Below are 12,673 nucleotides of genomic sequence, written 5' to 3'. Positions count from 1 at the left end.
AAGCGGGCTCGGCACCGAGATGGGGCCCTGCCACTGGCTTTCAAGGGGGACAGCAAAAAAGCGCGCCGCGCCAACCCGCCGCGCACCGCTGCGGCCCGCCGGCGCCAGGCACAGCAAATGGACCCCCGTGCCGTGGCCAGTCCGGCCAGCCGATGCCGCGATCGGCGCCGGCGCCGCGCAAGGGGCCACGGCGCTTCTGCGACAATACCGGGCATGGATGTGAGACTTGTTTTCTGTACCTGCCCGGATATCGACAGCGCGCATGCCTTGGCCAGCCTCCTGGTCGAGCGGCGGCTGGCGGCCTGCGTGAACCTTTTGCCCGCGATGCAGTCTGTGTATCGCTGGGAAGGGCGGGTCGAACAGGCCAGCGAAGTGCAACTGCTGATCAAGACCACCGCAGCGCGCCTTGACGCGCTCAGTGCCCTGATCCGGCGCGAGCACCCTTATGACCTGCCGGAGATCCTGGCGATCTCCCCCAGTGCCGGCTTGCCGGACTACCTGGACTGGATACGGGTGCAAACCCGCGAGGAAGCCTGATTGAAGAGTCTGTTGCGCCGTTTTGCGGCCCTTTGCCTGTTGTCGTCGACCGCCCTGCCCGCACTGGCGGTCAATGAAAAAGACCTGCTCCCGGTGGACCAGGCATTCGCGCTCCAGGTCCAGGCGCCCAGCCGCGACCGCATCGAACTGCAGTGGCAGATCGCCCCGGGCTACTACCTGTACCGCCATCGCACCAGCGCCAGGGTCGAGGCCGGATTCGAGGCCGGCGCGCTGCAGCTGCCGGGCGGCGAAAAGAAACATGACGAATTCTTCGGCGACGTCGAAACCTATCACCGCCAGCTCACCGCGGTGTTGCCCGGCACCGCCGCGGCCACTGCCGGCACGCTGAGGCTGGAAGTGCGCTACCAGGGCTGCGCCGATGCCGGGGTGTGCTATCCGCCACAGAAGCGCATGGTCGAAGTGAAACTGCCGCCGGCCATGGCCAGCGCCAGCGTGGCGCCGGCGGCATTCAATCCGCTGGCGCGCACCGACAACGGCGGCCTGCGCCTGCCCGGTACCGCGGCGACCCAGAACCTGCCGCTGCCCTCGGACCAGGCGTTCGGCTTCGAGGCGATCGCCGATGGCGGCAACCGCCTGCTGCTGCGTTTCTCGCCGGCGCCGGGCTACTACCTGTACCGCGACCGCAGCTCGTTCGCGCTGGAAGGTGCGTCCGGGATACGCACCGGCAAGCCGCAGTGGCCCGCCGGCAGCTCGCATCGCGATGAGCATTTCGGCAACGTGGTGGTGTATTTCGACCAGGTCGATGTGCCGCTGCCGCTGCGCCGCGAACGGGCCGAGGGCGGCGACGTCACCCTGGTGACCACCTTCCAGGGCTGCCAGACCGATGGCATCTGCTACCCGCCGATGACGCGCCGGGTGAAGCTGGCGCTGCCGGCGGGCACGGTGTCGCCGACGGAAGAAGCCACGGTGGCTTCGCTGGTCATTCCACCACTGCCCAGTGGCAAGCGCGGGAGCACCGGCGCAGTGCTGCCGGCACCGGCGCAGCCGCTGATCACCCGCAGCAGCGCGCCCCCGGACCCGGCCGCCGATGCGGCAGCCGACAACGGCCAACGCAGCCGGCCGCCGGCCGCGCAACCGGAGCCGGCGTTGCCGGCAATCCTGCTGCTGGCGCTGCTGGGCGGACTGGTGCTGAACCTGATGCCGTGCGTGCTGCCGATCCTGTCGTTGAAGGTGCTGGGCGTGGCGCAGAGTGGCGAAAGCCGGCAACGCGCGCGCCGCCATGCGCTCTGGTACACCCTTGGCGTGCTGGTGGCGTTCACCGCCATCGGCGCGGCGGTGATCGCGCTGCGTGCCGCCGGCCAGGCCGCCGGGTGGGGCTTCCAGTTGCAACAGCCGTGGTTTATCGCCGCGCTGGTGTACCTGATGTTCGCCGTGGGCCTGAGCCTGTCGGGCGTGTTCACCCTGGGCGGCAACCTGGGCGGGGTCGGCCAGTCGCTGGCCGGCCGCAGCGGTCCGCTCGGCGACTTCTTCACCGGAGTACTGGCCTGCGTGGTCGCCAGCCCGTGCATCGCCCCGTTCATGGGTCCGGCACTGGCGTACGCCTTCACCGCGCCGGCGGCACTGGCGATGCTGGTGTTCCTGGGGCTGGGGCTGGGACTGGCGCTGCCGTTCCTGCTGATCGGCTTCATGCCGGCGCTGGCCAGGCGCCTGCCCAAGCCGGGCGCGTGGATGGAAACACTCAAACAGGTGCTGGCATTCCCGATGTACCTCACCGCCATCTGGCTGCTGTGGGTGCTGGGCAAGCAGCGCGGCGTGGATGCGATCGCGATGCTGCTGGTCGGCGCCACCGCGCTGGCACTGGGCCTGTGGTGCTTCGAGCGCAGCCGCTGGCGCAACCAGCGTCCCGGCATGCTGTTCGGCGCGGTGCTGGTCGCGCTGGCGCTGGTGCCGGCCTGGGGCGTCACCCGGCTGGAAGCGCCCAGCGCCCGCGGCAGCGAAGGCGCGGTGCTGTATTCGCCGCAGATGCTGGACCGGCTGCGCGCCGACAACCGCGTGGTGTTCGTCAACATGACCGCCGACTGGTGTGTGACCTGCAAGGCCAACGAGCGCAGCGTGCTGGGCAGCGCCACCTTCCAGGACACGCTCAAGCGGGTCGATGCGGTGTATATGCGCGGCGACTGGACCAACGTCGACCCGCAGATCAGCGCCTTCCTCGAAGAGCACAAGGCGGTCGGCGTGCCGCTGTATGTGGTGTATGGCCCCGGCACGTCGCCCAAGGTGCTGCCGACGGTGCTCAACCAGGCCATCGTCGAGGACGCGCTGCTGCGCGCGGCGCGCTGACATGGCGGGCGGACGCAGGCTGTGGACGGTGGTGGTGCTCGCCGCGGCCGCCGGACTGGGCGCCGGCCTGTGGCTGTCGCAACCGCCGTGGCGCAGCAGCCCGCTGCCGGCACCGGCCGGCATGCCGACGGTGCACGCCGCCCAACCGGGCGAGCCGATGCCGGCGCTGACCCTGCCCGATCTGGACGGCACGCCCCTTGCGCTGCCGGGCCGGTTTGCCGGGCGTCCGCTGTTGATCAATGTGTGGGCCAGCTGGTGCGGCCCGTGCGTGGAGGAAATGCCGGAACTTGCCCGCTTCTCCGCCCAACAGGGCGACAACGGAATCCAGGTGGTTGGGCTGGCCCTGGACAGCGCCGAGGCCGTGCGTGAATTCCTGCAGCAGGTGCCGGTGGATTATCCGGTCGTGCTCGAGACGCCCGGTCCGGCCGATGCCAGCGTGGCGCTGGGCAATACCCGCGGCCTGCTGCCCTACAGCGTGCTGGTCGGTGCCGACGGCCGCATCGTGCGGCAGAAGCTGGGGGCGTTCGCGCCGGGCGAACTGGACCACTGGGCGCAGCCGGCACCGTAGCCGCGATCGCGTTGCGACGCCCGGCACAATTCAAACAATCGATTAAAACAGCGGCAACTTCGCCGAACTGGACAGCATCGCCAGCTTCCTTCAGACTGCCGCCCTTTCCTGCCAACCCTGCGGCACATGGCGAAACTGCTGGTCCTCCACGGCCCCAACCTCAATCTGCTCGGCAGCCGCGAACCGGACGTCTACGGGCACGCGACGCTGGCGCAGATCGACGCCGGCCTGCAGACCCAGGCGGCCGCGGCCGGCCATACCCTTGAGTGCCTGCAATCCAACGCCGAGCACACCCTGGTGGACCGCATCCAGGCCGCGCGCGAGGACGGCACCGGCTTCATCCTGATCAACCCGGCCGCGTTCACCCACACCTCGGTGGCGCTGCGTGACGCATTGGCCGCGGTGGCGATCCCGTTCATCGAAATCCACCTGTCCAATCCGCACCGCCGCGAACCGTTCCGCCACCACAGCTATCTCAGCGACAAGGCGGTGGGCGTGATCTGCGGCTTCGGCGCGGACAGCTACCGCTATGCCATGGACGCCGCACTGCAGCGGCTCTGACTCCCCGCACCCGGGCCGGCCGCACTGCGGCCGGTCATTCCAGACAACACCAAGAGGCACCTATGGACCTGCGCAAAATCAAGAAGCTCATCGACCTGCTCGAAGAATCGAACCTGACCGAGATCGAGATCAAGGAAGGCGAAGAATCCGTGCGTCTGTCGCGCAATCCGGTCGGCGGCTATGCCATGCCCGCGCCGGCCCCGGCCCACGCCGCGCCGGCCGCCGCGGCGATGCCGATGAGCTCGCCCACCGAGGCCTCCACCGGCGGCAGCGCCAAGCCGGGCAATGCCCTGCCCGAAGGCCACGTGCAGCGCGCGCCGATGGTCGGCACGTTCTATGCCTCCTCGTCCCCGGACAAGCCGGCCTTCGCCAGCGTCGGCCAGGCGGTCAAGGCCGGCGATACGCTGGCGATCATCGAGGCGATGAAGATGTTCAACCCGATCGAGGCCGAAGTGTCCGGCACCGTGGTGGCGATCCTCGGCGAGAACGGCCAGCCGGTCGAATTCGACCAGCCGCTGTTCGTGATCGCCTGAGGCGCCGGCCATGCTCGACAAGGTCGTTATCGCCAACCGCGGTGAGATCGCGCTGCGCATCCTGCGCGCGTGCCACACCCTGGGCATCCGTACGGTCGCGGTGCATTCCACCGTGGACCGCAACCTCAAGCACGTGGCCATGGCCGACGAGTCGGTCTGCATCGGCCCGGCACCGTCGGCGGAGAGCTACCTCAATATCCCGGCACTGATCGCCGCGGCCGAGGTCACCGACGCCCAGGCCATCCACCCCGGCTACGGCTTCCTGTCCGAGAACGCCGATTTCGCCGAGCGCGTGGAGCAGTCCGGCTTCATCTTCATCGGCCCGCGCGCGGAAACCATCCGCCTGATGGGCGACAAGGTCGAAGCGATCCGCGCGATGAAGGCCGCCGGCGTGCCGTGCGTGCCCGGCTCGGGCGGCCCGCTGGGCGAGGACATCGTCGCCAACACCAAGATCGCCCGCGAGATCGGCTACCCGGTGATCATCAAGGCCTCCGGTGGTGGCGGTGGCCGCGGCATGCGCGTGGTGCATACCGAAGGCTCGCTGAAGGCCTCCATCGAGACCACCAAGTCCGAAGCCAAGGCGGCCTTCGGCAACGGCGAGGTCTATATGGAGAAGTACCTGGAAAATCCGCGCCACGTGGAAATCCAGGTGCTGGCCGACGGCCAGGGCAACGCCATCCACCTGGGCGAGCGCGACTGCTCGATGCAGCGCCGCCACCAGAAGGTGGTGGAAGAAGCGCCGGCCCCGGGCATCTCGGCCGAACTGCGCGAACAGATCGGCAAGGTCTGCGTGGAAGCCTGCATCCGCATCGGCTACCGCGGCGCCGGCACCTTCGAATTCCTGTTCGAGGACGGCCACTTCTACTTCATCGAGATGAACACCCGCGTGCAGGTCGAACACCCGGTCACCGAGATGGTCACCGGCATCGACCTGGTCGCCGAGCAGCTGCGGATCGCCGCCGGGCAGAAGCTGGCCATCAAGCAGAGCGATGTGGTGCTGCACGGCCATGCCATCGAGTGCCGCATCAACGCCGAGGACGCCGAGACTTTCCTGCCCAGTCCGGGCCTGATCACCGGCTTCTACCCGCCGGGCGGCCCGGGCGTGCGTGTGGATACCCACATCTACGCCGGCTACAAGGTGCCGCCGAACTACGACTCGATGATCGGCAAGCTGATCGTGCACGGCCCGGACCGCGACACCGCCATCGCCCGCATGCGCGTGGCGTTGAGCGAGATGGTGGTGGACGGGATCAAGACCAACGTCGCGCTGCAGCAGCGCATCATGCGCGACAAGGGCTTCCAGGCCGGTGGCCAGAACATCCACTACCTGGAAAAGCGCCTGGCCGAACGCAAGAGCAAGTCGATCGCGCTGACCTGATCCCGGCCCGCGACAGACACGAAAAAGGCGGGGAAACCCGCCTTTTTCCATGCCTGCGATGAAACTGCGCGCATCACTCGTCCTGCGCGGTGCCCTGCAGCGGCTCGGTCCCCAGTGCCGAGGTCGGATCGACCACCACCACGGTTTCGCTGGATCCGTCGGGCCACACGATCTGGAAGCTGCTGCCCGGCGGCAGCGTCGAGAACGGCACCCCGCTCTGCGCGCGATAGATGGCCGCCACCTGGCTGGCGCCGGCGCGGCGCACATCGGCATCGGTATGCACACTGGTCAACTTGACCTGGGACAGGTTGCGGTAGCGGGTTTCGTAGGTGTCGATCAGCAGCAGCCCCACCGCGCCAGCCGAGTAGGCGACAAACAGCGCCACCCAGACCCAGAACTTCGCCCCATGCAGCAAACGTCGGTAGTTCATCGAGCAACTCCATGCCTGCGACGCAGGCGACTCACCAGTTCGTTCATTTTTTCTACACCCTGCCGCGGTACCGCAGCGTCAAACACGAAAGTCATGAAATCCTGGCCGGGATCGCGTGAACATACGCCGCCATTGGCGCAGTAGCTGTTCATCAACACACTGTCCGGGCCACACGCCAGGCCCAGTTCGCACGCGGCCAGCTGCCAGGCCAATTGGCTGAACTGGTCGCCGGCCACGAGCCCGCGATAGGCCTCGTCACTGGCGGCGGAGGCGCCCATCGCCGGCGACAGGGCCAGGAACGCTTCGGGGTCTTGCGATGCCACCACCCGTTCCACCAGACCGCGCCGGTAGCCGGCATCGGCATACAGCGGTTGGCCGGCGGCCAGCAGCGACGCTTCCGCGGCCAGGTTGCCGGCATCGGCCGCCTGCTTGCGCTGGGCCAACGTCAATCCACGCCCCAGCCCGTCGGCAGCGGTGAATCCGGCACAGCGGCGCCCGACCCGCGCGCGCGCGCGCGCAAGCCCAGGGACCGCATCCCGCCCCAGCCCGGCCAGCTGCTGGCTGTCCAGCGCATAGCCCGCCGGGTCCCGCGCATAGCCGGCGCAATAGTCGTAGACGCGGCTCAGCAGCCACGTCGCCTCGGCATTTCCCGCGTCCCCGGCCTGGTACAGCTGTTGCGCATACGCGTACAGATCCGACGTCGCTTCAAATCCGGCGCGCAGATCCAGCGGCAAGCCCGGTCCAACCGCCCCGGCCCGTTCGCGCTGCGGCGTGGGCAGTGCGGCGCTCGCGGTCGCCGGCAGACCCGGCGCGGCGTTCACCGCGATCGCGGCCGCAGCGGAATCCTGATCCACCGGCGCACCTCCGCGATCGCCCGCGCGATAGCCGACCGCCCCTAGCAACAGCACGGCAGGCAGGACCAGGTACCAGGATTTTCGGGCAAGCGTGGAGATCATCGAGCCGGGCGGAAAGCCGCAGGGCGGGCGCGGCGCAGTTTAGCAAGGCCGGCGCCGCCATGGCCGGGCCGGTTACCGGCGACGGTGCGAGCAATCCAGTTGCAGCTCGTCTAGCATGCGCGGTCTCTCCTGCGTTGCTGCGCCCGCCATGCCCTTTCTCGAACTGACGGTGCACTGCACCCAAACCACCCAGCCCCGCTACGAAAACGCGCTGGACGACGTCGGCGCCCTGGCGGTGACCCTGCTCGACGCCGATGCCGACACCAGCAACGAGCACGCCATCCTGGAACCGGGCGTGGGCGAGACGCCGTTGTGGAAGGAGCTGGTGCTGACCGCGCTGTTCCCGGCCGAAACCAATGCATTGGCGCTGCTGGCGGCGCTGGAAGCGTTCGATCCGGAGCTGGACTGGGCCGATGCCAGCTTCCGCGCGGTCGCCGACGAGGACTGGGAACGCGCCTGGCTGGACCAGTTCCAGCCGATGCAGTTCGGCCTGCGCACCTGGATCGTGCCGTGGAACCATGAACTGCCCGAAGCTGCCCAGCGCGCCGACGCCGCCATCGTGCGGCTGGACCCGGGCCTGGCGTTCGGCTCGGGCACCCATCCGACCACCGCGCTGTGCCTGCGCTGGCTCGATGAACTGGCCGCGCGCGGCGAGCTGGCCGGCCGCCCGGTGCTGGATTTCGGCTGCGGCTCGGGCATCCTCGCGCTGGCCGCGCTGAAGCTCGGCGCCGGCCGCGCGACCGGCGTGGACAACGATCCGCAGGCGTTGCTGGCCACGGCCGACAATGCCCAGCGCAACGGGCTGGGCAACGAACTGGCGGTGTATCTGCCGCAGGACGAACCGGTTGCCACCTACCCGGTGGTGGTGGCCAACATCCTGGCCTCGGCGCTGGACGCACTGGCCGAACTGCTGGCCGCGCGCGTGGCGCCGGGCGGGCGCATCGCCCTGTCCGGCATCCTCCACGGCCAGGAGGCCGAACTGCTGCAGCGCTACGCGCCGTGGTTCGAGCAGCTCAGCGCGGTGCAGGACGGTGACTGGATGCGCATCGATGGCATCCGCCGTGCTTGAATGGCCGCAGTCCCGCGTCCCGGCTGACAGATGACCGCTGAATCCCGCCCGCCCCGCCGCGCCCTGGCCACCTTCCTGCGTGGCGCCCCCAGCAGCAGCGATCCGGCGGTGCCGGAGCCACCCGCGCCGACGGTGACACCGGCCGACAGCGACAGCGTGGACCTTGCACAGACCGGGCTCGAGGACCTGCCGGCGGCGCACGCCGCCCCCCCGCCGTCGCCGCACGGGCATCGTGCCGCAGACGCGGTTGCGCTGGATGGATCCGCGGCCGTCGGCAGCGACATGCCGCGCCGGGAGCCGACGCCTGAAACCGATGCCGATGCCGATGCCGATGTCGATGTCGATGTCGATGTCGATGTCGATGTCGATGCGGATGCGGATGCGGATGCGGATGCCACCACAGCGGATCACCGCGTGCGGCCGGAACCCGTGTCGGCGGCCGCGCCCAGCTTCCTGCACCGCTCCCGCCACGCCCGTGCGACCCCACGCTGGCAATGGGCGCTGGTCGGCATCCTGGGACTGGCGCTGCTGCTCCAGGTCGCCATTGCCGACCGCGCCAACCTCGCGGCCGACGCCGCGACCCGGCCGCTGATCAGCGGCCTGTGCGCGGCGCTGCGCTGCCATGTGCCGGCCTGGCACGAACCGGCGGCGTTCACGATGCTGAGCCGCGACATCCGCCCGCTGCCGCAGCAACCCGGCGTGCTGCAGGTTCAAGCCAGCTTCCGCAACGATGCGCGCTGGGCGCAGGCGTGGCCGGCGCTGCAGCTGTCGCTGTCCGATGCCGATGGCCGCGTCATCGGCCGGCGTACGCTGGCCGCGGCGGACTATCTGGGCGACCGCTACGACCCCCGGCAGCGGCTGGAACCGCAGCAGAGTGCGCAGGTGTCGTTCCGCATCCGCGAGCCTGCTGCCACAACGGTCGCCTTCAGTTTCGAGTTCCAGTAACCGCCGCGCCAACGGTGGCGGCCGTGGCAGGCCCGGGTTTCACGCGCTAGACTCTGCACCCATCGCCGGATGCGCTCGCCCCCGGCATCGCCGAATCCTGGAATCCCATTGAACGCTGTCATTACCCGTCCTGACTCCAGTCGCGGCGCGCCGAAGCCGCCCCTGCGCGAACATGTCGCCCAGTCCGTGCGGCGCTATCTGCGCGATCTCGATGGCAGTGAAGCCGATGACGTGTACGAGATCGTGCTGCGTGAAATGGAAATTCCGCTGTTCGTGGAAGTGCTCAACCACTGCGAGGGCAACCAGAGCCGGGCGGCGGCAATGCTGGGCATCCACCGCGCCACCCTGCGCAAGAAACTGAAGGAATACGGGCTGGCCTGATCCAGGCCGGCCGTCGCCGGTGCCGGCGTGCCCCCGCGCAACAACCTGCGTCCGACCGCGCAGGCGCATCATTCGGCAAGCGCCTCGGCCTACAATATCGGCCCGCTCCGCTGATCCCCACGCCCCCATGTCTTCCGATTTGCTGCCCGTGCGCCGGGCCCTGCTGTCCGTTTCCGACAAGACCGGCCTGATCGAACTGGCCCGCGCCCTGGCCGCGCGCAACGTCGAACTGCTGTCCACCGGCGGCACTGCCAAGGCGCTCCGCGAGGCCGGCCTGGCGGTCAAGGATGTGTCCGAACTGACCGGTTTTCCGGAGATGATGGATGGCCGGGTCAAGACCCTGCACCCGATCGTGCACGGCGGCCTGCTCGGCCGTGCCGGCACCGACGATGCGGTGATGGCGCAGCACGGCATCGCGCCGATCGACCTGCTGGTGCTGAACCTGTATCCGTTCGAATCGGTGACCGCCAAGGCCGATTGCACCTTGGCCGAGGCGGTGGAAAACATCGACATCGGCGGCCCGGCGATGCTGCGCAGCGCCGCCAAGAACTTCGCCCGCGTCGCCGTAGCCACCCACCCGGACCAGTACGCCGCGCTGCTGGCCGAACTGGCCGCCAACGACGGCCAGCTCTCGGCCGCCAAGCGTTTCGCGCTGTCGGTGGCCGCGTTCAACCGCGTCGCCCAGTACGACGCGGCAATCAGCAACTACCTGTCGGCGGTGACCGACACCCGCGCCGCGGTGCCGGAGCGTGCCGAATTCCCGGCGCAGATGAACTCCACCTTCGTGAAGGTGATGGACCTGCGCTACGGCGAGAACCCGCACCAGAGCGGCGTGTTCTATCGCGACCTGTACCCGGTGGCGGGCACGCTGGCCACCTTCGTGCAGCTGCAGGGCAAGGAGCTGAGCTACAACAACCTGGCCGATGCCGATGCCGCGTGGGAATGCGTGCGCCAGTTCGACGTGCCGGCCTGCGTCATCGTCAAGCACGCCAACCCGTGCGGCGTGGCCGTGGCTGCCGATGTCGGCGCCGCCTACGAGATGGCCTACAACACCGATCCGACCAGCGCCTTCGGCGGCATCCTCGCCTTCAACCGCACGCTGGATGCGGCCACGGCCAAGGCCATCCTCGACCGCCAGTTCGTCGAAGTGCTGATCGCCCCGGACTACGAGCCGGCCGCACTGGAATATGCGACGAAGAAGGCCAACGTGCGCGTGCTGCGCATCCCGGCCGGCGAGGCGCGCAACAACTACGACACCAAGCGCATCGGCTCGGGCCTGCTGGTGCAGAGCGCCGACAACCGCGGCATGAGCATCGACGAGCTCAAAACGGTGACCCGGCGCGCGCCCAGCGCCGCCGAACTGCGCGACCTGCTGTTTGCCTGGCGCGTGGCCAAGTACGTCAAGTCCAACGCGATCGTCTACGCCCGGGACGAGCGCACCATTGGCGTCGGCGCCGGCCAGATGAGCCGCGTGTATTCGGCGCGCATCGCCGGCATCAAGGCCGCCGACGCCGGGCTGGGGGTGCCCGGTTCGGTGATGGCCTCGGACGCGTTCTTCCCGTTCCGCGACGGCCTGGATGCCGCCGCCGAAGCCGGCATCACCGCGGTGATCCAGCCGGGCGGTTCGATGCGCGATGCCGAGGTGATCGCCGCGGCCGACGAACACGGCATCGCCATGGTGTTCACCGGCGTGCGCCATTTCCGTCACTGAGGAACCGGTCCCGATGGCGTCCAGGAATTCCCCGCGGTGGCTGTGGCCGCTGCTCGCGTCGGCCGCACTGGCGGCCTGCAGTTCCGAAACGCCGCCGGCCGCTTCCAGCAAGGCCGTGCGCGTGCTCGACAACCGCGCTGCGCCCGCACCTGCGGCGGTACTGGAAGAGTCCGAGCGCCAGCGCCGGGTGCTGGCGTTCCTTTCCGGACGCTATGGCGCTGCGGCCTCGGGCAGCGACGCCTGGCGCGACCAGTGGCACGACAGCGAGGTCCAGGCGCTGCGACCGGTGCATCGGCACCTGTGCGGCAACCACGCGGTGATGGTGGACGGCGTGCAGCATTCGCTGCTGGCGGTGTGCGCCAATCTCGACGAAGCCGCCAGCCCGGAACCGGGCCGGATCGACTTCATCGTGCTGCGCGCCACTGCCGGCGATGGCCTGGAGGTGGTGATGGAACGCCTCAACGATGCCCATGGCAGCCACGGCGTGCCCGGCGAGGTGTCGGTACTGCAGCTGGGCGCGCAGCGCTACGGCTACCGTATCGACAGCGGCTGGTTCGGCCAGGGCTACTCGCTGCAGACCCAGTCATTGCTGGCGATGACCGGCGACGGCCTGCACGAGGCCGGCTCGCTGCGCCGCCACATCGACAATGGCGGCGCCTATGACTGCGCCAGCGAGGACTGCGCAGGCAAACTGTTCGACGTCGACTTCCGCCTGACTGCCGATGCCAGCCAACCGGACCTGGCGATCTGGCCATTGCAGGTGAGCGAGTCCGGCACCGACTGCGCCGGGCCGCTGGCCCGCGAACACCGGCTGGCGTTCGATCCGGTGCAGGGTCGCTATCGGATTCCCGAAACGCTGCAACGCGAGGGCTGTCTGTGATCCGTCATTTTCCGCGTCCGCTGTGGATGGTGGCGCTGCTGCCACTGCTGGCCGCCTGCGGCACCGGCGTACTGGCCGATGCCCAGCGCCAGGCCATCACCGTCCTTGGCAAGGACCTGCCCACGCCCTATCGCGACGGCCTGATCACCGATTCGGTCCATCGCCACGGCCGCGACCTGGTGCTGGTGGTGCGTTTTCCCGAGGCCACGGTGGCGATGGCCAAGGCCAAACCCGACCTGTTCGCCGCCCTGCAGCAGGACGAACAGGCATCGATGCGCGAGCTGTGCGCGGTCAAGGCGCTGGGCCCGGTGTTTGCCGCTGGCGGCGGCCTGCGCCGGCGCTTCGTCGACGCCGACAACCGGCTGTTCTTTGAAACCACGCTGGCCGCGAGCGACTGCTCCCCTCCTTGAGATTCCACAGGAA

14 protein-coding genes are annotated in these 12,673 nt (G+C 69.2%); 12 read left to right on the top strand and 2 right to left on the bottom strand.

Annotated features, from left to right (window positions below):
• Positions 1 to 213 precede the first annotated feature (213 nt).
• The 6 genes from cutA (at position 214) to accC (ending at position 5,878) form a co-directional block, all read left to right on the top strand.
• Positions 214 to 537, top strand: coding sequence for a divalent-cation tolerance protein CutA (gene cutA / locus QZH66_RS07275; protein ID WP_305805282.1), 324 nt, complete (start codon positions 214 to 216; stop codon positions 535 to 537).
• Positions 538 to 2,838, top strand: coding sequence for a protein-disulfide reductase DsbD (locus tag QZH66_RS07270; RefSeq protein WP_305805281.1), 2,301 nt, complete (start codon positions 538 to 540; stop codon positions 2,836 to 2,838).
• A 1-nt stretch (position 2,839) separates the two neighbouring features.
• Entirely contained in the window at positions 2,840 to 3,406 is a 567-nt protein-coding gene (locus tag QZH66_RS07265) for a TlpA disulfide reductase family protein (protein ID WP_305805280.1), read from the top strand.
• Positions 3,407 to 3,532: 126 nt separating this feature from the next.
• A complete protein-coding gene (gene aroQ / locus QZH66_RS07260; protein WP_305805279.1) occupies positions 3,533 to 3,967 on the top strand; it encodes a type II 3-dehydroquinate dehydratase in 435 nt (144 codons plus the stop codon).
• Between the two features lie 62 nt (positions 3,968 to 4,029).
• Positions 4,030 to 4,500 carry an acetyl-CoA carboxylase biotin carboxyl carrier protein gene (accB, locus tag QZH66_RS07255; protein WP_305805278.1) on the top strand — a complete coding sequence of 157 codons (471 nt, stop codon included), beginning with the start codon at positions 4,030 to 4,032 and terminating at the stop codon, positions 4,498 to 4,500.
• A 10-nt stretch (positions 4,501 to 4,510) separates the two neighbouring features.
• Positions 4,511 to 5,878 (top strand): acetyl-CoA carboxylase biotin carboxylase subunit, encoded by a 1,368-nt coding sequence (gene accC, locus QZH66_RS07250; protein WP_305805277.1) that lies wholly within the window; start codon positions 4,511 to 4,513, stop codon positions 5,876 to 5,878.
• 73 nt (positions 5,879 to 5,951) lie between these two features.
• Here the strand turns inward: accC and QZH66_RS07245 are convergent, their stop codons facing one another.
• Positions 5,952 to 6,308, bottom strand: coding sequence for a hypothetical protein (locus QZH66_RS07245; RefSeq protein ID WP_305805276.1), 357 nt, complete (start codon positions 6,306 to 6,308; stop codon positions 5,952 to 5,954).
• Positions 6,305 to 7,264 (bottom strand): hypothetical protein, encoded by a 960-nt coding sequence (locus QZH66_RS07240; RefSeq protein WP_305805275.1) that lies wholly within the window; start codon positions 7,262 to 7,264, stop codon positions 6,305 to 6,307. Before QZH66_RS07240 ends, QZH66_RS07245 begins: the two co-directional genes overlap by 4 nt.
• A gap of 148 nt (positions 7,265 to 7,412) precedes the next feature.
• Between QZH66_RS07240 and prmA the strand changes: the two genes are divergently transcribed.
• From prmA to QZH66_RS07210, 6 genes are all read left to right on the top strand, one after another.
• Entirely contained in the window at positions 7,413 to 8,333 is a 921-nt protein-coding gene (gene prmA, locus QZH66_RS07235; protein WP_305805274.1) for a 50S ribosomal protein L11 methyltransferase, read from the top strand.
• Positions 8,334 to 8,363: 30 nt separating this feature from the next.
• Complete coding sequence (locus tag QZH66_RS07230; protein WP_305805273.1) at positions 8,364 to 9,278, top strand: DUF3426 domain-containing protein; 915 nt, start codon at positions 8,364 to 8,366, stop codon at positions 9,276 to 9,278.
• A 108-nt stretch (positions 9,279 to 9,386) separates the two neighbouring features.
• Positions 9,387 to 9,659 (top strand): DNA-binding transcriptional regulator Fis, encoded by a 273-nt coding sequence (gene fis / locus QZH66_RS07225; RefSeq protein ID WP_305805272.1) that lies wholly within the window; start codon positions 9,387 to 9,389, stop codon positions 9,657 to 9,659.
• A 127-nt stretch (positions 9,660 to 9,786) separates the two neighbouring features.
• Positions 9,787 to 11,370 (top strand): bifunctional phosphoribosylaminoimidazolecarboxamide formyltransferase/IMP cyclohydrolase, encoded by a 1,584-nt coding sequence (purH, locus tag QZH66_RS07220; RefSeq protein WP_305805271.1) that lies wholly within the window; start codon positions 9,787 to 9,789, stop codon positions 11,368 to 11,370.
• A 13-nt stretch (positions 11,371 to 11,383) separates the two neighbouring features.
• On the top strand, positions 11,384 to 12,250 hold the full coding sequence (locus tag QZH66_RS07215) for a hypothetical protein (RefSeq protein ID WP_305805270.1): 867 nt from the start codon (positions 11,384 to 11,386) through the stop codon (positions 12,248 to 12,250).
• On the top strand, positions 12,247 to 12,660 hold the full coding sequence (locus tag QZH66_RS07210; RefSeq protein WP_305805269.1) for a hypothetical protein: 414 nt from the start codon (positions 12,247 to 12,249) through the stop codon (positions 12,658 to 12,660). The genes QZH66_RS07215 and QZH66_RS07210 overlap by 4 nt, the downstream gene beginning before the upstream one ends.
• The last annotated feature ends 13 nt before the right edge of the window (positions 12,661 to 12,673 follow it).

It is taken from the genome of Stenotrophomonas sp. YIM B06876 (genome assembly GCF_030711595.1).
Classification (GTDB): Bacteria; Pseudomonadota; Gammaproteobacteria; order Xanthomonadales; family Xanthomonadaceae; genus Stenotrophomonas.
This window is presented reverse-complemented; position numbering and strand designations above follow the sequence as displayed.

Bases quoted from the DNA above. Each gene is read 5' to 3' on its own strand.
- cutA (WP_305805282.1), top strand. From the start codon at position 214: ATGGATGTGAGACTTGTTTTCTGTACCTGCCCGGATATCGACAGCGCG.
- QZH66_RS07265 (WP_305805280.1), top strand. From the start codon at position 2,840: ATGGCGGGCGGACGCAGGCTGTGGACGGTGGTGGTGCTCGCCGCGGCC.
- aroQ (WP_305805279.1), top strand. From the start codon at position 3,533: ATGGCGAAACTGCTGGTCCTCCACGGCCCCAACCTCAATCTGCTCGGC.
- accB (WP_305805278.1), top strand. From the start codon at position 4,030: ATGGACCTGCGCAAAATCAAGAAGCTCATCGACCTGCTCGAAGAATCG.
- accC (WP_305805277.1), top strand. From the start codon at position 4,511: ATGCTCGACAAGGTCGTTATCGCCAACCGCGGTGAGATCGCGCTGCGC.
- QZH66_RS07245 (WP_305805276.1), bottom strand. From the start codon at position 6,308: ATGAACTACCGACGTTTGCTGCATGGGGCGAAGTTCTGGGTCTGGGTG.
- QZH66_RS07240 (WP_305805275.1), bottom strand. From the start codon at position 7,264: ATGATCTCCACGCTTGCCCGAAAATCCTGGTACCTGGTCCTGCCTGCC.
- prmA (WP_305805274.1), top strand. From the start codon at position 7,413: ATGCCCTTTCTCGAACTGACGGTGCACTGCACCCAAACCACCCAGCCC.
- QZH66_RS07230 (WP_305805273.1), top strand. From the start codon at position 8,364: ATGACCGCTGAATCCCGCCCGCCCCGCCGCGCCCTGGCCACCTTCCTG.
- purH (WP_305805271.1), top strand. From the start codon at position 9,787: ATGTCTTCCGATTTGCTGCCCGTGCGCCGGGCCCTGCTGTCCGTTTCC.
- QZH66_RS07215 (WP_305805270.1), top strand. From the start codon at position 11,384: ATGGCGTCCAGGAATTCCCCGCGGTGGCTGTGGCCGCTGCTCGCGTCG.